Annotated in this window: 21 protein-coding genes; 12 read left to right on the forward strand and 9 right to left on the reverse strand. The window is 62.0% G+C overall.

Annotation, left to right across the window (positions count from 1 at the left end; genetic code table 11):
- Nucleotides 1–234 precede the first annotated feature (234 nt).
- Nucleotides 235–1,068, forward strand: a complete 834-nt coding sequence (locus DBR44_RS07930; RefSeq protein WP_124643550.1) for a MoaF C-terminal domain-containing protein — start codon at nt 235–237, stop codon at nt 1,066–1,068.
- A gap of 9 nt (nt 1,069–1,077) precedes the next feature.
- A complete protein-coding gene (locus DBR44_RS07935) occupies nt 1,078–1,857 on the forward strand; it encodes an SDR family oxidoreductase (RefSeq protein WP_124643551.1) in 780 nt (259 codons plus the stop codon).
- A 168-nt stretch (nt 1,858–2,025) separates the two neighbouring features.
- On the opposite strand, the gene DBR44_RS07940 is transcribed toward DBR44_RS07935, so the two are convergent.
- Entirely contained in the window at nt 2,026–2,814 is a 789-nt protein-coding gene (locus DBR44_RS07940; RefSeq protein WP_124643552.1) for an SDR family NAD(P)-dependent oxidoreductase, read from the reverse strand.
- Nucleotides 2,815–2,941: 127 nt separating this feature from the next.
- Between DBR44_RS07940 and hpaR the strand changes: the two genes are divergently transcribed.
- Nucleotides 2,942–3,448, forward strand: coding sequence for a homoprotocatechuate degradation operon regulator HpaR (gene hpaR, locus DBR44_RS07945; RefSeq protein ID WP_233578431.1), 507 nt, complete (start codon nt 2,942–2,944; stop codon nt 3,446–3,448).
- Here the strand turns inward: hpaR and DBR44_RS07950 are convergent.
- The 7 genes from DBR44_RS07950 to DBR44_RS07980 all read right to left on the reverse strand — a co-directional run bounded on the left by DBR44_RS07950 (nt 3,445) and on the right by DBR44_RS07980 (nt 12,192).
- The gene (locus DBR44_RS07950; protein WP_124643553.1) at nt 3,445–4,470 is read right to left on the reverse strand and encodes a formylglycine-generating enzyme family protein; all 1,026 of its coding nucleotides are present in this window, start codon (nt 4,468–4,470) and stop codon (nt 3,445–3,447) included. The genes hpaR and DBR44_RS07950 overlap by 4 nt on opposite strands.
- A gap of 1 nt (nt 4,471) precedes the next feature.
- Complete coding sequence (locus DBR44_RS07955; protein ID WP_124643554.1) at nt 4,472–6,163, reverse strand: arylsulfatase; 1,692 nt, start codon at nt 6,161–6,163, stop codon at nt 4,472–4,474.
- 37 nt (nt 6,164–6,200) lie between these two features.
- Complete coding sequence (locus DBR44_RS07960) at nt 6,201–6,812, reverse strand: DUF3156 family protein (protein WP_124643555.1); 612 nt, start codon at nt 6,810–6,812, stop codon at nt 6,201–6,203.
- Nucleotides 6,793–8,304, reverse strand: coding sequence for an APC family permease (locus DBR44_RS07965; RefSeq protein ID WP_124643556.1), 1,512 nt, complete (start codon nt 8,302–8,304; stop codon nt 6,793–6,795). Before DBR44_RS07965 ends, DBR44_RS07960 begins: the two co-directional genes overlap by 20 nt.
- A gap of 119 nt (nt 8,305–8,423) precedes the next feature.
- Nucleotides 8,424–9,158, reverse strand: a complete 735-nt coding sequence (locus DBR44_RS07970; protein ID WP_124643557.1) for a helix-turn-helix transcriptional regulator — start codon at nt 9,156–9,158, stop codon at nt 8,424–8,426.
- Nucleotides 9,159–9,221: 63 nt separating this feature from the next.
- Entirely contained in the window at nt 9,222–10,553 is a 1,332-nt protein-coding gene (locus DBR44_RS07975; RefSeq protein ID WP_124643558.1) for an aspartate aminotransferase family protein, read from the reverse strand.
- 139 nt (nt 10,554–10,692) lie between these two features.
- Nucleotides 10,693–12,192, reverse strand: coding sequence for an aldehyde dehydrogenase family protein (locus DBR44_RS07980; RefSeq protein WP_124643587.1), 1,500 nt, complete (start codon nt 12,190–12,192; stop codon nt 10,693–10,695).
- 544 nt (nt 12,193–12,736) lie between these two features.
- Between DBR44_RS07980 and DBR44_RS07985 the strand changes: the two genes are divergently transcribed.
- Nucleotides 12,737–13,687, forward strand: a complete 951-nt coding sequence (locus DBR44_RS07985) for a helix-turn-helix domain-containing protein (RefSeq protein ID WP_124643559.1) — start codon at nt 12,737–12,739, stop codon at nt 13,685–13,687.
- A gap of 7 nt (nt 13,688–13,694) precedes the next feature.
- Here the strand turns inward: DBR44_RS07985 and hpaA are convergent, their stop codons facing one another.
- Complete coding sequence (gene hpaA / locus DBR44_RS07990) at nt 13,695–14,582, reverse strand: 4-hydroxyphenylacetate catabolism regulatory protein HpaA (protein WP_124643560.1); 888 nt, start codon at nt 14,580–14,582, stop codon at nt 13,695–13,697.
- A 359-nt stretch (nt 14,583–14,941) separates the two neighbouring features.
- Between hpaA and DBR44_RS07995 the strand changes: the two genes are divergently transcribed.
- The 8 genes from DBR44_RS07995 (at nt 14,942) to hpaH (ending at nt 22,869) form a co-directional block, all read left to right on the forward strand.
- Nucleotides 14,942–15,706, forward strand: a complete 765-nt coding sequence (locus DBR44_RS07995) for a fumarylacetoacetate hydrolase family protein (protein WP_124643561.1) — start codon at nt 14,942–14,944, stop codon at nt 15,704–15,706.
- A complete protein-coding gene (locus DBR44_RS08000; protein ID WP_124643562.1) occupies nt 15,703–16,482 on the forward strand; it encodes a fumarylacetoacetate hydrolase family protein in 780 nt (259 codons plus the stop codon). Before DBR44_RS07995 ends, DBR44_RS08000 begins: the two co-directional genes overlap by 4 nt.
- Before the next feature lie 28 nt (nt 16,483–16,510).
- Complete coding sequence (gene hpaE, locus DBR44_RS08005) at nt 16,511–17,971, forward strand: 5-carboxymethyl-2-hydroxymuconate semialdehyde dehydrogenase (protein ID WP_124643563.1); 1,461 nt, start codon at nt 16,511–16,513, stop codon at nt 17,969–17,971.
- A gap of 131 nt (nt 17,972–18,102) precedes the next feature.
- Nucleotides 18,103–18,951: a 3,4-dihydroxyphenylacetate 2,3-dioxygenase gene (gene hpaD / locus DBR44_RS08010; RefSeq protein ID WP_124643564.1), complete on the forward strand. Its 849-nt coding sequence runs from the start codon at nt 18,103–18,105 to the stop codon at nt 18,949–18,951.
- Between the two features lie 63 nt (nt 18,952–19,014).
- Nucleotides 19,015–19,395 (forward strand): 5-carboxymethyl-2-hydroxymuconate Delta-isomerase, encoded by a 381-nt coding sequence (locus tag DBR44_RS08015; RefSeq protein WP_124643565.1) that lies wholly within the window; start codon nt 19,015–19,017, stop codon nt 19,393–19,395.
- An 8-nt stretch (nt 19,396–19,403) separates the two neighbouring features.
- Nucleotides 19,404–20,597 carry a Bcr/CflA family multidrug efflux MFS transporter gene (locus tag DBR44_RS08020; RefSeq protein ID WP_124643566.1) on the forward strand — a complete coding sequence of 398 codons (1,194 nt, stop codon included), beginning with the start codon at nt 19,404–19,406 and terminating at the stop codon, nt 20,595–20,597.
- A 5-nt stretch (nt 20,598–20,602) separates the two neighbouring features.
- Nucleotides 20,603–22,072 (forward strand): NAD-dependent succinate-semialdehyde dehydrogenase, encoded by a 1,470-nt coding sequence (locus tag DBR44_RS08025; protein ID WP_124643567.1) that lies wholly within the window; start codon nt 20,603–20,605, stop codon nt 22,070–22,072.
- Nucleotides 22,066–22,869, forward strand: a complete 804-nt coding sequence (gene hpaH / locus DBR44_RS08030; RefSeq protein WP_124643568.1) for a 2-oxo-hept-4-ene-1,7-dioate hydratase — start codon at nt 22,066–22,068, stop codon at nt 22,867–22,869. The genes DBR44_RS08025 and hpaH overlap by 7 nt, the downstream gene beginning before the upstream one ends.
- Nucleotides 22,870–22,974 lie beyond the last annotated feature (105 nt).

A 22,974-nucleotide genomic window follows, 5' to 3' on the forward strand; every position in this document is an offset into this window, starting at 1 on the left:
ACTTGCGCGGTACGCCTGAACAGCGGGAAGTCGTCGTGAGTTGGGTCTTGCAAAGTTGTAGCGGTACTGGCGCAGCCTGGTTGCGCTGCTGACATGGCGGCCACGGGGCGCTTTCCTTTAGCGGAAGCTGCCCGTTTTGCTATATGAGTCCGGCGGCTTCAACCAAATGGTGGATGGTGTCAGCAGCACTGCTCTCGCACACTGATCGGGCCTTTACCCCATCAGGAGAACAACATGAGCAGCCAACCCGTATTCATTCCCGTCGGCGATCTGGCCGATGGTTTCGCCCCGGATAGCCACATTCTTCCCTTCAGTACTTCCCTGCAAGGGCGGCAGTTTGTCTTGCACTTTGCCGATGGCAGCAGCGCCAGCCTGCAGGTGGGTGAGCAGGATTGCCAGCTGGAAACCATCAGCAAGGGCAGCGCCGAGGGCTTTGTCGGCCAGGGGGCTTACCGCGCCAGCAGCCTGCGTCCCGGCATCGTGCTGCTGGATTTCATCCCGCGCCAGGCACATGGCCATTCGCTCAGTCTGGTGCTGGATCTGGAACGCGCTGTGTTTACCGCCGTGGCCGGACAACTGCCCCAAGCCGAGGAGGTGGCGCAATCGGCCTTCAGTCGCGTCAATCAGGGTCAGGAGCTGACCGCAGTACGCTGCCAGTTTGCCCATGGCAGCCTCAATCAGCAGGTTACGGCCAGCACCGCTCTGCACCACGTCAGCGACGAACTGATCGGCCTGCGCAACCAGTACCGCTACAGCCCCACCGAGTGTTACGAGCATATCTATCTGAACAGCCATTTTTATACCTGGCAGTGTTTGCAAGGCGTGGAACAGGGGCTGGCTGATGTGGACCGTTGCCATTATTTCAAGCTGGACCGCGAGCTCTACCTGTTTGTCTGGCGCGAGAAAATCATTCCCACGCTGGGCGTGGTGCTGATCGACCTGCAGCAACTGAAAACCGACGGCAAGATTTTCGGCTATCAGGGCAATGACTTTACTACCATTTCCAACTTCCCGGTCGGTGCAAAAACGCAGATTCTCAATCGCACCAGCCATCCGCTGCACGACTGAGGGCTAGCCATGCTCAAGCTCGACTTTGCCAGCAAGGTGGTGTTGGTGACCGGCGGCGCGCAAGGCATAGGCGCGGCCATCTGCCAGCTGTTTGCCCAGCATGCGGCCACGGTGGTGGTGGCGGACTTGCAGGGCGAACTGGCCCAGGCTACGGCCGCAGCCTTGCGGGCGCAAGGCCTGCAGGCCAGTGCCTGCCAATGCGATCTGGCCGAGCCAGAGCAGGCGGCCGCACTGGTGGGCCGCGTGCTGGAACAACAGGGCCGGCTGGATGTGCTGATCCACAATGCCGCCTATTTCCCGCTGACGGCGTTTGCCGATATCAGCCCGGCACTGCTGCAACGCACGCTGGCGGTCAACCTGCAGGCGCTGTTCTGGCTGAGTCAGGCCGCACAGCCAGCCATGCGTCACCAGGGTGGCGGGCGCATCATTGCCACCTCATCGGTGACCGGCCCGCGGGTTGCCTATCCGGGGCTGGCGCATTACGCCGCCTCCAAGGCCGGGGTTAACGGCTTTATCCGCGCCGCCGCACTGGAACTGGCGGCTGATCACATTACCGTCAACGGGGTGGAGCCCGGGATGATACGCACACCAGCCATGGACAATCTGGGCGATGCCGGCCTGAATGCGGCCATTGCCGGCAGCATTCCGCTGGGCCGGCTGGGGGAACCGATGGATATCGCGGCGGCGATGCTGTTTCTGGCCTCCGATGCTGCGGCTTACATCACCGGACAGACCATCGTGGTGGATGGTGGAGCCACCCTGCCGGAGAGCAGCGCCGCCATGCATTGACCAAGAACGGTTCAGCCATTTCAGAGCAGTAAACAAAAGTCTCTGTGCAAGGCTCGCCGACGCAGACAGTACAAGCAGTACGGCCAGAAGGCGCAACGCCGCAGCAGGGGATTTGTTCGCAGCGCGCAACAAGACCGCCAGCCCGGCGGTCTTGTTGCTTGCATGGCATCAGAGCTGGCCATACGCCAGCGTCGGCACATCGACAATACTGGAACCACCATCAGCCACAATGGCCGCGCCGGTGATGATGCTGGCCTGTTCCGACAGCAAAAAGCGGCACACCGCGGCGATTTCCGCTGGTGCGGCAGCACGGCGCAAGGGCACATCAGCCGTCACCCGGGCATACGCCTGCTGCAGGCTGTCGCCATAGTGTTGCATCAGCGGCTGCATTTCCTGGTCGGCCATCGGCGTGGTCACCCAGCCGGGGCAGACCGCATTCACCCTCACCCCTTGCGGGCCATAGTCGCGGGCGAGCGAACGGGTGAGACCGATCAGGGCATGCTTGGCCGTGGTGTAGCCACAGACTTCCGGGCCGGCGGCGAGCGAGGCAATCGATGCCAGCAACACCACTGCCCCCCGGCTGTGAATCAGGGCTGGCAGGCAGGCGCGCGTGCTGACAAAGGCCGAATCCAGATTGGCACGCATGGCAGCCTGCCATGCCGCATCGTCGGTCGCCAGCGCACTGCCCATGCCCAGACCGCCGGCACAGCACAGCAGGCCGTCAATCCGCCCGTAGCGCTGCATGATCTGTGCCAGCATCGCTTGCCAATCGGCGCTGCTGGCGGCATCGCCCACCAGTGCCAGCGCACCGCAATCCTGTGCCACCGCCTGCAATGGCGCGGCGCGGCGGCCTATCAGTACCAGCGCGTGGCCATCGGCGGCCAGCAGCCGGGCGCAGGCGGCCCCAATGCCGCTGCCGGCTCCGGTAATGACGATTGTTCTGGCCTGTTCGCTCATGTCTTGCTCCTGTTGGTGGATGATGGCCCAGTCTAGGCCGCAGAGCGGTAGCGCCCCATCCATCAAATGGTGGAGAACACATGGGCAAACAGCAGCGAACTTGGGTTGCAGGAAACTGAATGTTAAGATGTTAAAAACATTGTTCATCCTGTGCCCCATGCCCAAACAGAATCCCCAGCACCAGCACCGCCTGCCCCAACACTTGCTGCGCGCCCGCGAAGCGGTGATGGCTTATTTCCGCCCCCTGCTCAATAGCGTGGGCCTGACCGAACAGCAATGGCGCATCTTGCGCTTGCTGGATGATCGCGGCGAAATGGAAGCCGGCATGATTGCCGACCTGGCCTGCATCCTGTCGCCCAGCCTGACCGGCATTCTGGTACGCATGGAAAAAGCCGGACTGGTGCTGCGCAGCCGCGACAAGGTGGACAGCCGCCGGCTGATCGTGTCCTTGTCCAAAGAGGGACGCCGCCTCACCCGCCAGGTGGCCCCGCTGTCCACCGCCTGCTACGAACAGATCGAAGCCCATTTCGGCGAGGAAAAACTGGAGCTGCTGATCGGCCTGCTCAGCGAGCTGGAACAGCTGCCCGCTCCCCAGCCCGGTGTGCTGCTGAGCAGCATGACAGAGGAAGCTTAAGGCTTGGCCGGCCCAGGTGCGTGGGATACGGTGCGAAAACCGATATGGCTGCTGCCCAGGCTCAGCTCCTGTGCATGGCGGGCGCTGGGCCGGTAGCGCTGGCAATACAGCGGCGAGCACAGGAAGGAACCACCCTTGATGGTGCCAAGCTTGCTGCCACGGGCCTGCAATGACAGGGCATCCTCCAGATTCAACGCTGGCTGTGCCACAGCGCTGGCCAGCGACGTACTCCAGTCATCTGCTGTCCATTCCCACACATTGCCGATCAGGTCGAACAGGCCATAGCCATTGGCCGCAAAACAGCCCACCGGTGCGGTAGCGGCAAAGCCATCCTCAGTATTGTTCTTGAAGGGAAAAGGCCCCTGCCAGGTATTGGCCATCTGCCGCCCCTGTCGCTGTAGGCTATCCCCCCAGGGAAAACGGCTGTCGATACCACCACGCGCGGCATATTCGAACTCGGCCTCGGTCGGCAGGCTACGCCCGGCCCAGCGGGCATAGACCATGGCATCTTCACGGGCAATATGCACCACCGGGTGGTTCTCCCGCCCGCGCCAACTGCTGCCCGGCCCTTCCGGCTGCCGCCAGTTGGCACCGGGGACAAAGTGCCACCAGTTGACCTGGTCCGGGGCCAGCCGGGTGGGCATGATGAACACCATGGATCCGGGCTGACGCAGCCTGGCCGGCACAGCTGGATAGTGCCGGACATCCAGCCCGCGCTCAGCCAAAGTGCGATAGCCTGTGGCGCGCACAAAGCGGGCAAACTGGGCATTGCTGACTTCGTGTCTGTCCATCCAGAAGCCTGCGATAGCAACCTCGCGCGCAGGCGCTTCTTCGGGATAGGCATCATCCGCCCCCATGATGAAACGTCCGCCCGGCACCCAGCCTTGTGTCGTGGCAGCCGTGGCGACCGTGTCAGGCACGCCGCCATAGCGCCGGCAGGCAGCAGCACTGCCCAGCAGCGGTGCAGCTGCCGCCACCAGACTCACCCACAACAGGCCGCCAGCGATCAAACTGCGCAGCATGCTATTCGTCTCCTGTCAGCGGATAACCGGTATCACGCGTGCCGGGGCGCACATTATTGCGCTGCACATACTGCGCCCATTCCGTCAGCAGTTCGTCCAGCTTGGCGGCATGGCGGCTAGCAACATCATGCTGTTCGCCCGGGTCTTGTTGCAGGTCGTATAGTGCCCAGCGTCCCTGCTTGCGATTCTGGTATTGGTAGACGATTTTCCAGCGGCCCTTGCGCAAGGCTTGCCGTCCCATCAGCTCCATGCCCCACACATAATCGGGATTGTGCACGGCAGCACGGCCTTGCAGATAAGGCAGCATCGACATCCCTTGCACAGGCAGCACCGTCTGACCCTGCCACAGCAGGCCGGGATGGTGGGCACCCGCCAGCTCAAGCAGGGTGGGCATCACATCCATGGCCGTCAGCAGCTGCGTGCTGCGACCCGCACGGATAGCAGAGGGATAGCGAATGAACGAAGCCGAGCGCACCCCGCCCTCATTGGTAAAGGCCTTGAAATAGCGGAAAGGCTGGGCGCTGACCTGGCCCCAGGCCGGCCCCTGAAAGGCAAAGGAATCGGGGCGGCCGATATTTTCCAGCCGGTTGTCGAAGTTGGCGGGTATCCAGCTTTTGTTACCCCCATCTGCCGCCCAGTCATTGCCTTCCGGCCCGTTGTCGGACAGAAAGAGAATGACGGTATTGTCAAACTGGCCGCGCTGCTTCAGATGCGCCACCAGCCGGCCCACTTCGGCATCCAGCGCACTGAGCATGGCGGCATAGGCTTCCATGTCGCGAGCGGAACGGGCCTGCTCGGCCGGGCTGAGGCTGGCCCAGGGTCGGACACCGGGCGGCATGGGTACCGGTTTTACCTGCTTGCCGATCAGCCCCAGCCGCTGCATGCGGGCAATACGCTGGCGGGAAACTTCCTCGTAACCGGCCGCATAGCGTCCGCGATATTGCTGCAGGAAGCGCTCGGGAGCCTGCAGAGGCAGGTGCGGCGCGGTATAGGCCAGATAGGCGAAGAAGGGCTCGCCGTCGGCGGGCTGCGTGTCCAGATAGCTGATCAGCTTGTCGGTAAAAAAAGTGCTGGAGTAGAAATTGGCTGGCAAGGAAACAATGCGGCCATCCTCCCGATAAGTCGGTGCCGGCGTGCCTGCCATGATCTGCTGTGGAGCTGACTGATTGAAATGTGCTGCGCCGCCATTCATCAGCGCAAAAGAGCGTTCGAAGCCCCGGCTCTCCGGCCGTTGGCCATCGGCCATGCCCAGATGCCACTTGCCACTCATATAAGTGTGATAACCGGCCTCGTACAGCAGCTGCGGCAGCGCCACCACCCGGCTGGCCAGATAGCCTTCGTAGCCAGCCTGCCCCACCTGATGCGGGGTCAACGTGGGCGTCATCATCTCGGCCATATTGCCGACACCAGCCAGATGATTGTCCATGCCGGACAGCAGCATGGCGCGGGTGGGTGAACAGGTGGGTGCCACCAGCATGCTGGACAACAGCCGGCCTTCGCGCAGCAAGGCATCCAGATTGGGGGTGTCAATTTCTCCCCCCATCGCCCCCAGATCGGAATAGCCCATATCGTCCACCACCAGCAACACGATATTGGGCCGTGGCACTGGCTGGGCTGCCAGCACCGCCGTGGTCAGCCACAGGCTGCCCAGCCAGAGAAGCGTGCTGCCAAGTGTAAATCTGCTCTGCCGCATGTCCATTCTCCCGGACGGACTACCCTGGCAGCCGCCCTCAGTCTTGTTTCAGGGGAGGGCCATCTTGCGCCAAAAGCAGGCGGCGCAATGCTGCCATACTGGCCAGCACGGCTAGTTTCTGGGTAGTGATCAGACGGATATAGCGGCGAAATGGTGGAAATCTGCCAACAACTTCGCTGGCAGCGAAAGGCTCGATCTCCACCCGCCAGCCTGCAGCATCGCCCAGCAGCTCGCAGCGTTTGAAATCCAGCGGCATCAGCGCGGTGTGCAAGTCGGCATCCTGCTCCAGCTGCTGCCGCAATGCCGCCAGTTCGCTGACATCACCACGCAGCAGACTGCAGGCAATGCCGCTGCGCCGCCAGCTGCCACGGTGGCTGAATATCAGCCGGCAAGGCTGTGCTGGTCCCGCAAGAGCCAGCTGCAGGCTGAAGCGACAGCTGACGGTATGCAGCAGCAGCTGGCTGTCCACCACTTCGCTCACCAGCACGCTCCAGTGGCTGCCCGGAAGAGCATAGCGACGCTGGCCATCCTCTTCTCCCAGGTAGTCCAGACCGCTCAGGTCACGCTCCAGCCGTGCCAGGGTCACCCCCGGCCGGTAGCCCTTGGGCAGCCTGGGGCGCAAGGCGAAATCAAGCGCTCGTTGCCACACGCTTCAGCTCCTCGTCGATCAGCGAGGCATGGCCACCTACCTTGCCAAACTCGGCAGCGAGAATGTCCTCCAGCGCCACGGCACGGAAGGGGTTGACCTTCTGTACGCATACCGTCCACACCAGCGCATACAGCGCAGTCAGGCCCAGCATGATGCCGAAGGGCAGATAGATATCACGCGGATGCATGCCGGGCGGGGTGATGTACCAGATGGCAAGCAGAATACCTACCGAGGATACAATCTGCGGCAGCGGAAACCACGGTGAGCGGTAGGCGCGCGGAAAATCAGGCCGGGTAAAGCGCAAGCGTGCCACTGCCAGATTGACCAGCAGATAAGCCACACCCCAGGCGCACACGGCAGCCAGCACCAGCGGCATGATGCGGTCCAGATCGCCCTGAATGAACCAGGCATGGCTACAGGGAATGATGACCGCCACCAGAATGCCCAGCAGCGGGGTCTTGAACCGCGGGTGCAGGTAGGTGAAGGCTTTGGGCAGTGCGCCATCGATGGCCATGCCGTACAGGATGCGCGGCAAGGCGGCAATCAGAGTGTTGATGGTGGCCGCGCCGGCAAACAACAGGCCGATGCCCAGCCAGATCTTGCCAAACGGCCCCATCACCTGATCAGCAAAGGCCGGAATCGCCATCGGGGTATCCAGTAGATGCGGCCCTGCCGGGTTTTTCGGGTCCATTGCCACATTGGCCACCTGATGCACCATGGCCGCGCCATAAATGGCCATGGTCACGGCCACGCCGGTCAGGCCCAGCCGGGCAGCCCGCGGGATATTGCGGCCGGCATTTTTCAGCTCGGGGGCTAGCGGTGTCACCAACTCGAAGCCGACAAACATGAACATGGCCATACCGATCAGGCTGAGCACGCCGCTGGGGTCGGACAGATCCAGCGGATTGCCAAACCAGCCCTGCAGGGATACTGCCGGTGCCTTGAGCAGGCCGATGACGCCGAATACCGTCAGCGTCGCCCACATCACGAAGGTGAGGATGATTTCCGCCTTGCCGAAAATGGTGATGCCCAGCGCATTGAGCAGGCCAAACAGGATGACCAGCCCCACGCCCACCATCCAGGAAGTGCCGCTGTGCTCCATCATGGTATTCAGGTGCTCGAAATTCACCAGCGCCATGATGCCGGACAGGATGGTTTCGGCAGTACCGGCAAACACATGCACCAGCAGATAGGCGGAAATGGTGCCGGTAATGGCCCAGAAGCGCCCCAGACCACCGGAAATGTAATCGTAGACTGCGCCCGAGGTGGGCAGCATGGATGCGGCTTCGGCAAAGGTGGTGGCCTGCGCCTGCATCATGATAAAGGCAATCAGCATGGCCAGGGCAAAGGTGCTGCCGGCCATGCCAAAACCGCTGGTAACGGTAAGGATGACCGGGCTGGCCATCACCACGCCGACCGAACTGGCCAGCGCCACCGGAAAGCCAACCACCCCTTGCTGCAGGTGCTGGCTGAGTTTCTTCTCTATCGACATCTGGTTTCTCCTCCTGAAGATACGCTAACCATGGCAAAGTCAGCACGGCAGCGGGCTGCTGGCCCGTCTGTGGCGCACCGCGACTTTCTTTCCCATGCTGAAGCCGGAAATCCTTGTTGTTATGGATGACTTCCGGCAAAGTCCTGGCTGGCTGCGCCCGGCGCTGCCGCTTGCTGCTGTGCAAACAGTGCGCAGGCCAGTTCGGTACGATTGGATACGGCAAACTTGCGAAACAGGTGCAGCAAATGGGTCTTGACCGTGGCCAGACCTATATCCAGCTCACGGGCCATGCTTTTGTTGCAGGCCCCGGCGCACACCAGCCGGGCAATCTCGGCCTCGCGCCCGGTCAGTGACACCTGTGCATGGGCCTCGCGGCCTGACTGCAAGCATGGCTCCAGCGCCATGTCCAGCAAGCCATAGACCCGCTGCAGCAACTGCAACTCCTCGGCAGCAAAACCATGCATGTGGCCCTGCCGCAGCAGCGAAAACCCGGCGACCACCCGCCCGCCACGACGCAGCAGGATCTCCACCACGTCCACTACCCGGCTGCTGGTTAGAAACTGGCCGTAGCGGGATACCGGCTGCAAGGGTGCAGCCAGCACCTCGCCCAGCGCCACCACATTGCGTGGCTGTACGGCGAGCCGCGCCGGATGCAAGGGGTCGTACTGCATATAACGGCTGACATAGCGCTGATGCACGGTATCCGGCATGCTGCGCAGCACGAAGTCATGTGGCTGCTGCTGCCGGTTTACCCGATAAAAGGCACAGGCGCTCAAGGGCAGCAAATCCTGCAGCACGTCCAGACTGCGTTGCAACTGCTTTTCCGCTGGTGCGGAGGCGACAAGAATGTGCATGACAAGGCCCCATCAGCAGGCAGAGGGCGCACCGGCAAGCGCGCCGCTCTGCCATCAGGCAACTCAGGCTGCGTCGAAACCGGCAGCCAGCGCCGACACGATGGCATCGCACTCGGCCTGGCCAATCACCAGCGGCGGCGACAGGATGATCTTGGTCCCGACCGGGCGTACCAGCACGCCAGCCTCGCGGGCGATCTCGGCCACCTTGCCGGCATAGCCGCCCATCGGGTCGATGGGTTCGCGGGTTTGCTTGTCCTGCACCAGATCCAGCGCAATCATCAGGCCCTTGCCACGCACTTCGCCCACGGCGGCATATTTGTCGGCAAACGGTTTGAGCTTGTTCAGCAAGTATTCGCCCTGCGCTGCCGCCTTGGCCGGCAGGTTTTCCTCACGCACGATCTTGAGGTTGGCAATGGCCGCGGCGCAGGCCACCGGATGGCCGGCATAGGTGTAGCCATGCATCACCACGCCACCAAAATCCTGGTTTTGGGCAAAAGCATCGGCAATACGCTGATTCACCACGGTAGCCCCCAGCGGCACGTAACCGGAAGAAATGCCCTTGGCCAGGCACATGATGTCGGGCTTCACGCCCCACAGGCGGCTACCGAACATGGAGCCGGAGCGGCCAAAACCGGTGACGATTTCATCGGCAATCAGCAGCACGCCGTACTTGTCGCACACCGCACGGATCAACGGCCAGTAGCTGGCCGGCGGCACGATGACGCCACCAGCCCCCTGAATGGGCTCGGCAATAAAGGCGGCTACCGTATCCGGGCTCTGGAACTGGATTTCGCGTTCCAGCATCTGCGCACACATCTGCGCCAGCTCTTCCGGGTCTTCAGTGAAGGGGTTGCGGTACAGCCACGGGGTTTCCACATGGAAGCAGCCCGGCAGCAAGGGTTCGTAGTTGCGACGGAACACGGTATTGCCATTGACCGAAGCACCACCAAAATGCACGCCGTGGTAACCCTGCTTGAGCGAGATGAACTTGGTGCGGTCCGGCTGGCCGCAAACACGCCAGTACTGGCGGGCCAGCTTGAGTGCGGTTTCCACCGCATCCGACCCGCCGGAGCTGAAGCTGACGCGCGCCATGTCTTCCTGCTTCAGCATGTCGATGATGGTGGCGGACAGTTCTTCGGCGCGCGGATGCGAGATGCCATCAAACAGCTGGAAATACTCCAGTTCGTCCAGCTGCGCGACAATGGCCTGTTTGATTTCGGGGCGGTTGTGGCCAACATTGACATTCCACAGCCCGGCCACGCCATCCACCAGCTTGCGGCCCTGATCGTCGAATACATGACAGCCTTCGCCACGCACGATGCGGATGGGCTCGCGCTGCTTCATTTCATTGGGGTGCAGCATGGGGTGCCAGAAACGGGACTTGTCGTAAGACATGGTGTTGCTCCTTTGAAGACAGTTTGTGGCCAGTCGTGGCCAACAAAATCTGATATATCCCCGGTTCTGCTTGCATGTCTGCCGGCATCACGAAATGGATGGCCAGGCAGGGATAGGCAGGACCGGGGGTTCTACTGATTCAATGCGCGATGCAGACCGATTTGGTCTCGGTAAAGTTTTCCACCGCACCGCGACCAAACTCGCGGCCGATGCCGGACTGCTTGAAACCACCAAACGGCAGGCTGGGGTCGAGTGGAATATGGCTGTTGACCCACACCGTGCCGGCCTGGATTTGCGGCACGATATGCATGGCGGCAGACAAGTCATTGGTCCACAGGCTGGCGGCCAGGCCATAGCGCGAGTCATTGGCCATGGCGACCGCTTCTTCGATGCTGTCAAAAGGCAATGCCACCAGCACCGGGCCAAATACCTCTTCCTGCACGATGGTGCTGTGTTGCGTGGCATTGATCATGATGGTGGGTTTGACGAAATAACCCGGCAGATCGGCCGCGCCGCCGCCGGCCAGAATGCTGGCCCCTTCGCTGCGACCGGCCTCGATCAGCCGGCACACCGACTGCTGCTGCCGTGCCGACACCAGCGGATTGACCTGGGCGTTCAGGTCCAGCCCGCTGCCCAGCGTCATGCTGTTGGCGGCAGCGGCCAGCCCTTCGACTACCTGGTTGAATTTGCTGCGATGGATGTACAGGCGCGAGGCCGCAGCGCACACCTGGCCCTGATTGAGGAAACCACCCATCAAGGCACCCTGGATGGCTTTGTCGACATCGATGTCGCCCAGCATGATCATCGGGTTCTTGCCGCCCAGCTCCAGTGAGAAGCGGGTCATGTTATCGATGGCAGCATGGCCAACGGTCTTGCCGATTTCAGTGGAGCCGGTAAAGGAAATCTTGCTGACCAGCGGGTGAGCGGCCAGCGCCTGCCCGGCGCGGGAACCACGCCCGGTCAGTACATTCACCACGCCCGGCGGGATGCCGGCTTCCAGTGCCAGCTCGCCCAGCCGCAGTGCGGTGAGCGGGGTTTCGGTGGAGGGTTTGAGCACCACGGTACAGCCGGCTGCCAGCGCCGGCACCATCTTCCAGATGGCAATCATCAGCGGAAAATTCCACGGCACGATGCCGGCCACCACACCAATTGGCTCGCGCCGGGTGTAGGCGGTGTAGTGGGTGCCGGGCGGTACCGGAATCGACACATCCATGGTTTCGCCGCCGATCTTGGTGGCCCAGCCGGCCATATAGCGGACAAACTCGATGGCGGCCCCCACTTCGATAGCGCGCGAAATATGGATGGACTTGCCCTGGTTCAGCGTTTCCAGCTGGGCCAGTTCTTCGGCATGGGCTTCCAGCACATCGGCCAGCTTCAGCAGAGTACGTTCGCGCTCGGCCGGCCGCAGGCCCGACCACACGCCTGAGCGAAATGCGCCATGAGCGCTTTGCACCACCGCATCCACATCCTGTTCATTGCCATCGGCCACGCTGGCGATCACCTGCCCTGTCGCCGGATTACGCACCTCGCTACGCTGGCCGGACAAGGCCGCAACCGCACGGCCATCGATCAACAGGCCATGTTCCTTTTGCACGAATGCGGTGACTTGCGGCAATACCGCCACCAGGTTTTGATCCATCACGCTTTACTCCTCAGTAGATGTGCCAATCGCAGCGGCCAGGCCAGCGCTCACGGCAATATGTTCTGATGTCCTCTTGGCGCCGCCCTTAGCAGGCGCTCTCCCGAGGTATCTTGTTGCAGGTCAATATACGCGGCACTTTTTCGCCGGCTTATCCCAAATCGGCAAAGCCTGCACCGACCTCTACTGAAAGACAGGCCAGGTGGACGAGCTTGAAAAACGGCTGTCTTGTTGCAGGGATGAAACAAACAGCACAGCAGCGCAACCCTTGTCAGACAAGGCTTGGCTTGGTGCGGCCCCCGCTGCGCCCTGGGAAATTAGATAATATATTAAGTATTTTTTGCGGGTAGCAGACAAATCCCTGAAGATACGAAGGCAGGCCGAATATGCTTTAAGCTGTCCGGCATGCCAAACCGGCAGGAGCGACACCAAGATGCCGCCCGCCAGTCCGCCCAGCGGTCAGCTCACTAAGAAACGCCAATAGAGAAATGGAGTGGCCGGGCCTGCCCCGCCGCCAGAGAGACAACGCATCAGGAGGTCCACCATGCTGGCCGAAATCCGTCATTTCAACGACGCGCAGCACCATGCCGCCCATCTGCCCGGCTGGCAACAGGTTTACGACCAGATCAGCAGCGGTCGCTTTTGCAGCTCGCTATCGCGGCTGCACACCGGCCACCTGGAAGTGTTTCGCGAAGTACTCAACCAGCGCGTGGTGCAATATGGCCGTGCGCCAGCCGACATGGTGCACTTTGCCATTCCCATCCACGCCCCGCTGCCTCTCACCCTGCAAGGCCGCTCGGTGGGCAGCCATGCCATCACTGCCTTGCGCAGCAATGAAGAATTCATCATGCACGTACCACCGGCGGTGGACTCCATCCAGCTGTCGGTGCGCAACGAAGACCTGGCTGCACTGGCACCGGAGTTTTACCAGCAGCTATCGGGAAAACGCCATTGGCAGCCGGTGATACAAGTCAGGCCAGAGCAACTGGCCAGCACCCGCAGCACACTGCTTGGCGTGTTCGAACAGGCGCTGGAAAACCCCGACCTGCTGGAATTTGCCGGCAGCCAGAAGCTGGTGCAGCACCAGTTGATCAGCCTGCTGCTGGACATGCTGCATGACAGTGTGCCGGAGCAGCGGCTGAATCTGACCTATGCCACCCACAGCGATATTGTGCGGCGCAGCCAGGCCATCGTGATGGATAGCAGCGACGAACCGGTCACCGTGCTGGACCTGTGCCAGCAATTGCGCGTCAGCCGGCGTACCCTGCAGAACAGTTTTCAGCTGATTGCCAACACCACGCCGGTGGACTATCTGCGCTCGATCCGGCTCAATGCCGTGCGGCGCATGCTGCTTTCCCCCGAGCATGCCGCCAGGGGCATACGTGAAGCGGCCGGTTACTGGGGCTTTTACCACCTGGGCCACTTTGCCCGCGACTATCGCAAGCTGTTTTGCGAGCTGCCGTCGGATACCCGCAGCCGTGGCTTGCTGCAATAGGCTGGCATCAACTGTTACGCCGACGGTAATCGCTGGGTTTGAGTCCGGTTTCACGCAAGAAAAAGCGCGAGAAGTAAGCCGGGTCCTTGAAGCCGAGATGGTAGGCAATCTCGTTGACCGAACTGGCGGAAAAAATCAGCAGCCGCCTGGCTTCCTGCAGCAGGCGGTCGTGAATCAGCCGCTTGGATGGCAGATCCGCCATGCGCCGGCAAATGTCATTCAGCCGCGACTCGGTCACCCCTATGGCTTCACCATAACGCCATAGCGACCAATGCTCGCGGTAATGCGCCTCGATCAGCGCATTGAAGCGGTGGAAGATTTGCAGATCTTCGCGCCGAAAGTGCGCGGCAGGCTCGGTATGCTGTGACAAGCGCAGGGCTGCGACCAGGATCAGTTGGGTCAGCCCCTGCATGGCCGCCTCCCTCCCCCGCCCCTCGCCCATGAATTCCTCACCCAGCATGGTCAGCAGTAAGGGCAGACGCTGGGCTGCCGGTTCATCCTGCAGTTCAACGCAGGCCGGCTGCATCAACCATGGCTCCAGTTGTGGTGCCGGCAAGGTGTGCAAGAGCTGGCGCACCAGTTCCTGCCTTACCGTCAGCACAAAACCTTCAGCATCTGCCTCGGTAATAAAGGCATGCGGCACCGTGGGTGGCGTAAAGAAGAACAGCGGCGCCCGCGCCAGGTATTGCTGCTCCTCCAGATACAGGCGGATCTGCCCGCTAGCCAGATAATGCAGCTGGAAAAAGCGGTCATGCCGATGCACCGGCATATTGCGGCCAAAGAATTCCGCCAGTTTGCCAAAGGCTTCGATATTGATGTCCGACTCGCCATAGCGGCTGTCATACACCCTGCCGATGTCGATATTGGGTATCGGTGTACGCCTGTTCTGCCCCATGTCCACTCCAGTGCATCGCTGTGCTGAAAATACTACAGCCGCCCGGCAATGTCAGCTTTTGTACAGCCACCATTTCTCATCGATACCGCCATAAAAATTAAATCGTTTTATTTTCATCTAGTTAAATTGAAAATACAGCATCAATCAGGTTTATCACATCAGATAATGCCATCCATAAACTCATGAAAAGTACAGTTATTTGTACAGAAAGTACTGTCCCACTGCCGGCATAGTGACAGACAGGCCAGCAACTGGCCGGCTAGCTGCGTTGACAAACCCTTTGCCCCGACCGTATAAAGTTAACATATTAAATAAATGGCCAGCAGTCGCAGGCCATGCTCACAACAAGGAAGAGACCGATGAAGCAAGGCCGCATCGTGCTGGACCAACAAGCCCGCCACGTGACGCCGCTGGCCGATGGCAAGCTGCTGCTGGACAACGGCAATCCGCTGGCGGACCAACCACAATGGCTCGCCCCCACCAGCGGCACCGTGTATGGCGTGGCGCTGAACCACCGCAGCCTGCTGGACAAGCTGGCAGCCGACTTTCAACAGCCCCCCTACCAGAAAGCCCCGGCCACACCGGTGCTGTTCATCAAGCCGCGCAACACCCATGCGGGCCACGCCAGCAACATCGCCCTGCCAGCACAGGCCGGCAAGGTATTTGCCGGTGGCACACTGGGTGTGGTGATCGGCAAGACGGCCAGCAAGCTGGCTGAAGAACAGGCATTGGATGTTGTCGCAGGCTACACCGTGGTAAATGAAATCAGCCTGGAAGAAAGCAGCTTCTACCGCCCGGCAGTCAAGGCCAAATGCCGTGACGGCTTCTGCCCGATGGGCCCCTGGCAGGTGGATGCAGCCTCCATCGATCCGCTCAACGTGGAAATCCGCAGCTACCTGAACGGGCAGTTGGCCGAAACCAACCACAGCCGCGACTGGCTGCGCTCCGTGCCGCAGCTGATTGCCGCCCTCAGCCAGTTCATGACTCTGCAGCCGGGCGACGTGATCATCCCCGCCACCCCGCTGCGCCAGCTGGAAATCCGCCCCGGCGATAGCGTGGCTGTGGAAATCGACGGCATTGGCCGGCTGGAAAACCGCTTTATCGCCGAGGAGAGCGCCCAATGAAACACGCCCGCATCCGCCTGCCCGGTCAGGCCGACATTCATCCGGTGCTGGTGCAGGCAGACCACTCGGTGCAATTGGCCGATGGCCGCCGCTTTGCCGAAGACGCTGTCGAGTGGCTGCCACCGGCAGAAGGCACGGTATTCGCGCTGGGACTGAACTATGCCGACCATGCCGCCGAACTGGCCTTCAAGGCACCGACCGAGCCGTTGGTCTTCCTCAAGTCGCCCGCCACGCTCACCGGCCACCGTCAGGTATCGGTGCGACCGGACAATCTGCTCTACATGCATTACGAGTGCGAGCTGGTGGTGATCATCGGCAAGACTGCCAAAAACGTGAAACGCGCGCAGGCCATGGACTATGTGGCCGGCTACAGCGTGTGCAACGACTACGCCGTGCGCGACTACCTGGAAAACTACTACCGGCCGAATCTGCGGGTGAAGAACCGCGACACCCTCACCCCCATCGGCCCGTGGTGGGTAGACCGCGACGACGTGGCCGACCCGGCAGCGCTCGCCCTGCGCACCTGGGTGAATGGCGAGCTGCGCCAGCAGGGCAATACCCGTGACATGGTGTTCGACATCCCTTACCTGATCGAATACCTCAGCAGCTTCATGACCCTGTCGCCCGGCGACATGATCGCCACCGGCACGCCGGAAGGCCTGGCCGATGTGGTGCCGGGCGATGAAGTTGTCGTGGAGGTCGAAGGTGTGGGCCGCCTGGTCAACCATATCGTCAGCGAAACGCAATACGCCGCTCTGCACACAACAGCGGTCTGAACCCTATTCCGGCACAGGAGACAACAAGATGATCAAGCACTGGATCAACGGCCGTGAGGTCGACAGCAAGGAAACCTTCGAAACCATCAACCCGGCCACCGGTGAGGTGATTACCGAAGTGGCCTCCGGCGGCGCAGAAGAGATCAACGCCGCCGTGGCCGCCGCCAAGCAAGCCTTCCCCAAGTGGGCCGGCACCCCGGCCAAGGAACGCGCCAAAATCATGCGCCGTCTGGGCGAGCTGATCGACCAGAACGTGCCCATGCTGGCCGAACTGGAAACACTGGACACCGGCCTGCCGATTCACCAGACCAAAAACGTGCTGATTCCGCGCGCCTCGCACAACTTCGACTTCTTCGCCGAAGTGTGTACCCGCATGAACGGCCACAGCTATCCGGTGGACGACAGCATGCTCAATTACACGCTATACCAGCCGGTGGGCGTGTGTGGCCTGGTGTCGCCGTGGAACGTTCCCTTCATGACCGCCACCTGGAAAACCGCGCCCTGCCTGGCGCTGGGCAATACTGCTGTGCTGAAGATGTCCGAGCTATCCCCGCTGACTGCCAACGAACTGGGCCGGCTGGCGCTGGAAGCCGGCGTACCGCCCGGCGTGTTCAACGTGGTGCAGGGCTATGGTGCCACCGCGGGTGACGCGCTGGTACGCCATCCGGATGTGCGCGCCGTGTCGTTTACCGGCGGCACTTCCACCGGCACGCGCATCATGCAGAATGCCGGCCTGAAGAAGTTTTCCATGGAGCTGGGCGGCAAGTCGCCGGTGCTGATTTTTGCCGATGCTGATCTGGACCGTGCACTGGATGCCGCGCTGTTCACCATCTTCTCGCTCAATGGCGAACGCTGTACCGCTGGCAGCCGCATCTTCATCCAGCGTCCGGTTTACGATCAGTTCGTGCAGGAGTTTGCCGCCCGCGCCCAGCGTCTGCGGGTGGGCGATCCGCAAGACCCGACCACCCAGGTCGGCTCCATGATCACCCCGCAACACTACGACAAGGTCACCGGCTATATCCGTATCGGTCTGGAAGAAGGCGCGCGGCTGGTGGCTGGCGGCCTGGAACGCCCGGCGAACCTGCCCGCCCATCTGGCGCGTGGCAACTTCATCCAGCCCACGGTGTTTGCCGATGTGGACAACCGCATGCGCATTGCCCAGGAAGAAATCTTCGGCCCGGTGGTGTGCCTGATGCCGTTTGACGACGAGGCCGACGCGCTGCGCTTGGCCAATGATGTGGAATACGGGTTGGCGTCCTATATCTGGACCCAGGACATCGGCAAGGCACATCGGCTGGCACGCGGTATCGAGGCCGGCATGGTATTCATCAACAGCCAGAACGTACGCGACCTGCGCCAGCCCTTCGGTGGCGTGAAAGCTTCCGGTACCGGGCGCGAAGGCGGCGAGTACAGCTTTGAGGTGTTTGCCGAAATCAAGAACGTCTGCATCTCGATGGGCAGTCATCACATTCCGCGCTGGGGACTGTAAGCGCAGAGCCGCTACGCGCTTGTCAGCGGCTCTTGAAACAACAGATGGTCAGGGCGCCACAGAACGCCCGGCCTCTTGGCAGTGGCACACATCAGCCCCACCGCCCCTCATGACTACAAAGGAGACACACCATGGGACAACTCGCCCTGGCGGCCAAGATCACGCACGTGCCGTCCATGTATCTATCCGAACTGCCCGGCCAGCATCAGGGCTGCCGTCAGGCCGCCATCGACGGCCACAAGGAAATCGGCCGCCGCTGCCGTGAACTGGGCGTGGACACCATTGTGGTGTTCGATACCCACTGGCTGGTGAATTCCGGCTATCACGTCAACTGCGCGCCGGCCTTCGAGGGCATCTATACCTCGAACGAGCTGCCGCACTTCATCAAGAACCTGCCCTATGCCTATGCGGGCAATCCGCAGCTGGGCAAGCTGCTGGCCGAGGCCGCCACCGCGGCCGGGGTACACACCCGCGCCCACGATGCCACCACGCTGGCGCTGGAATACGGCACGCTGGTGCCGATGCGCTACATGAATGCCGACCAGCATTTCAAGGTGGTATCGGTCTCGGCCATGTGCACGGTACACAGTCTGGCCGACAGTGCCCGCCTGGGCATGGCCATGCGCCAGGCCGTGGAAGAACAGTACGACGGCAAGGTGGCCTTTCTGGCCAGCGGTTCGCTGTCGCACCGCTTTGCCCAGAACGGCGTGGCCGAGCAATACCTGCACAAGGTATGGAGCCCCTTCCTGGAAACCTTCGACCATGAAGTGGTAGCCATGTGGCAGCGCGGCGACTGGAAAACCTTCTGCGCCATGTTGCCGGAATATGCGGAAAAGTGTCACGGCGAAGGCTTCATGCATGACACCGCCATGCTGCTGGGCTCACTGGGCTGGGACGAATACCAGGGCAAGGCCGAAGTCATCACGCCTTACTTTGGTAGCTCCGGCACCGGCCAGATCAACGTCGTGCTGCCGGTCTGATTTGTTGTCCACCGCCGCCAGCCCCGCCGTGAGCGGGCTGGCGGCATTGCCCCGGAGAAAGCCATGCCGCACTTCATCGTCGAATGCACCGACAATATCCGTGAGCAGGCCGACCTGCCCGCCCTGTTCGAAAAAGCCCATGCCTACCTGATCGGCACCGGTCTCTATCCGGTGGCCGGCATCCGCAGCCGCGCCATCTGGCTGGACACCTGGCGCATGGCCGATGGCGAGGCCGACTACGCCTTTGTGCACATGAGCCTGAAAATCGGCCATGGCCGCACATTTGAAGAGCGCGAACGCACCGCACAGGGCCTGTTTGCGCTGATCAAGGAACACTTTGCCACGCTGTTCGAGGCACGCTATCTGGCGCTCACCTTCGAACTGAGCGAGCTGGACGCCAAGCTCAGCTACAAGCACAACAACGTCCACCAGCGCTTCAAGTAAGCCAGCCCATGCACTCTGTCCGCAATCCGCAGCAGCAGGTGCGACTGATCGTGCTGCTGGGCGTGCTGGTGGCCTTTGGCCCGCTGTCCATCGACATGTATCTGCCGGCCCTGCCCGCCATCGCCGCCGATCTGGCCGCGTCGGTGGCGCGCATCCAGCTGACCATAGGCGGTTTTCTGGCTGGCTTTTGCGGCGGCATGCTGCTGTATGGCCCGCTGTCCGATCGCTATGGCCGTCGCCCGGTGCTGTTGACTGGCCTGACACTGTATCTGGCAGCCAGCCTGGCCTGCGCTGCGGCGCAGACTGCGGAACAGCTGATTGCGCTGCGCGTACTCCAGGCCATGGGTGGCGGGGCAGCGACGGTGATGGCGCGCGCCATCGTGCGCGATGCCTTCCCGCTCAGCCAGGCTGGCCACGTGCTGTCGCTGATGCAGCAGATCACCATGATCGCTCCCTTGCTTGCTCCACTGCTGGGCGGCTGGCTGTTACTGCTGGCAGGCTGGCGCAGCCTGTTCCTGCTGCTGGCCGTGATTGGAGCCATCTGCCTTGCAGTGGTGACCTTGCACCTGCCGGAAAGCCATCCGCCCAGTGGCCGCAACGACATCACGCTGGGCAAGGCCTTCCGTGCCTACGGCCACCTGCTGTTAGACCTGCCCACCATGGGCTACAGCCTGGCACTGGGCATGACTTTTGGTGCCATGTTCGCCTATATCACCGGCTCACCCTTTGTCTACATCGAATACTTCGGCGTGGCGGTGCAGCATTACGGCTATCTGTTCGGGCTGAACATCGTCGCCATCGTGCTGTTCAGCCTGCTCAACCGCCAGCTGCTGCACCGCCACAGCATCGACACCCTGCTGCAATGGCAATGCGCCATCGTCGCCGTGGCCGGCATCGTGCTGTGGCTGACCGGCGGAAGCAGCCTGTGGCTGACGGTGCTGCCCTTGCTATTCACAGTGGGTATGACCGGCAGCATCGGTCCCAATGCCATGGCGCGCTTGCTGCAGCTGCATAGCACACGCGCCGGAGCGGCCATGGCACTGGCGGTATCCGGCCAGTTTGCTTGCGGCATGCTGGCCAGTGCGCTGGTGGCCAGCCTGTTCGATGGCAGCCCACGCGCCATGAATCTGCTGGTGATGGTCTGCGGCCTGGCTGCATGGCTGTGCCTGCAATTGATCCGCCTTCCCCTGAGGCAGAAATGAATCCCATGCAAAGCCAAACCCTTTCCCTGTTGCGCGAGCAAGCCTATATCAATGGCCAGTGGTTGCCCGGCAGCCGCCGCTTTGCCGTGCGCAATCCGGCCAGTGGCCAGCTACTGGCCGAAGTGGCCGACCTGGATGCGCAGGACGCCCGCGCCGCCATTGCCGCCGCCCATGCGGCCCTGCCCGCCTGGCAAGCGCTCAGCGCCAAACAGCGCGCCACCATATTGCTGCGCTGGCACGCGCTGATCTTGCAACACCAGCAACAACTGGCCGCGCTGATCAGCCAGGAACAGGGCAAACCACTGGCCGAGAGCCTGGGGGAAATCGCCTACGGTGCCAGTTATATCGAGTGGTTTGCCGAAGAGGGCAAACGCGCCTACGGCGAGGTGATTCCCAGCCCCTTTGCCGACAAGCGTCTGCTCACCATCCGCCAAGGCATCGGCGTGGTGGCCGCCATCACGCCGTGGAATTTCCCGCACGCCATGATCACCCGCAAGGTAGCCCCGGCACTGGCTGCCGGCTGTACCGTGGTACTGAAACCGGCAGCGGAAACACCGCTGTCGGCACTGGCCTTGGCCGCGCTGGCCGAGCAGGCCGGCATACCGGCCGGCGTGTTCAATGTGGTCACCGGCACCGATGCCGCCGCCATTGGCGCTGAACTGACGGCCAGCCCGCAGGTACGCAAACTCAGCTTCACCGGCTCCACCGCCGTGGGCAAATTGCTGATTCGCCAGTGTGCCGACACGGTGAAGAAGCTGGGGCTGGAACTGGGTGGCAATGCCCCCTTCATCGTGTTTGACGATGCCGACCTGGACGCAGCGGTACAGGGCGCACTGTTCGCCAAGTTCCGCAACAGCGGCCAGACCTGTGTCTGTGCCAACCGCCTGCTGGTACAGGACAGTATTTACGCAGCCTTCGCCAGCAAGCTCGCCGCTGCCGTAGCCGCGCTGCAAGTCGGCCCGGCCAGCGAGCCGGGCATGCAGCAAGGCCCGCTGATCAGCCCGGCGGCGGTGGCCAAGGTGCAGCGCCACATCGATAACGCCGTCAGCCTGGGGGCCACCGTGCTCACCGGCGGCGCTGCGCATGCGCTGGGTGGCAACTTCTTTCAGCCCACGGTACTGGCCAATGTCACCGAACAGATGCAGGTGGCGCAGGAAGAAACCTTTGGCCCGCTGGCACCGCTGATCCGCTTTCACGACGAAGCCGAAGCCATCCGCCTGGCCAATCACGGTGAATCGGGGCTGGCCGCCTACTTTTACAGTCGCGATATCGGTCGCTGCTGGCGGGTGGCGGAAGCCATCGAAGCCGGCATGGTCGGCATCAACGAAGGTGCCATTTCCACCGAAGTGGCTCCCTTTGGCGGCATCAAGCAATCCGGACTGGGGCGTGAGGGATCACGCCATGGTCTGGAGGATTTCATGGAAATCAAATACCTGTGCTTTGGCGGACTCGCCAACAAGGAGACATCATGCTGACACCAGACATCATCCAGGATACCGCCCGCCGCCTGCATCAGGCCGAACAACAACGCGAGCAGATCCGCCAGATTTCACTGGACTACCCTGACATCACCATCGAAGACGCCTACGCCATCCAGCGCTGCTGGGTAGACATGAAGCTGGCCGAGGGCCGCACCATCAAGGGCCACAAGATCGGCCTGACTTCACGCGCGATGCAGATGTCCTCGCAGATCAACGAACCGGACTACGGCACCCTGCTGGATGACATGTTCTTCAACGATGGTAGCGATATTCCGACCAGTCGCTTCATTGTGCCGCGAGTAGAGGTAGAGCTGGCCTTCATCCTGGGCAAAGAGCTGAAAGGACCGAACATCACCCTGTTCGATGTGTATCAGGCCACCGATTTTGTCATTCCGGCGCTGGAAATCATCGATGCCCGCAGCCAGTCCATCGACCCGGCCTCCGGCCGGCCGCGCAAGGTGTTCGACACCATTTCCGACAATGCCGCCAATGCCGGCGTGGTGATGGGTGGCCGCCCGATCAAGCCATCCGAGCTGGACCTGCGCTGGGTCTCCGCGCTGATGTACCGCAACGGCGTGATCGAGGAGTCCGGGGTGGCGGCGGCGGTACTGAACCACCCGGCCAATGGCGTGGCCTGGCTGGCCAACAAGCTGGCGCCGTTTGATGTCAGCCTCCAGCCGGGTCAGGTGATTCTGGGTGGTTCCTTCACCCGCCCGGTGCCAGCGCGTGCTGGCGATACTTTCCATGTCGACTATGGCCCGCTGGGTGCCATCAGCTGCCGCTTTGTTTAGATCAGCGAACAAAAACCCTGCTGCTGCGTTGCGCCTCCTGGCCGTACACCTTGTACTGTCTGCGTCGGCGCGCCTTGCATCAGGGGCGCTGCGCTATTTTGTTAG

Origin of the sequence: Aquitalea sp. FJL05 (assembly GCF_003852595.1) — a bacterium.
Lineage (GTDB): Bacteria > Pseudomonadota > Gammaproteobacteria > Burkholderiales > Chromobacteriaceae > Aquitalea > Aquitalea aquatilis.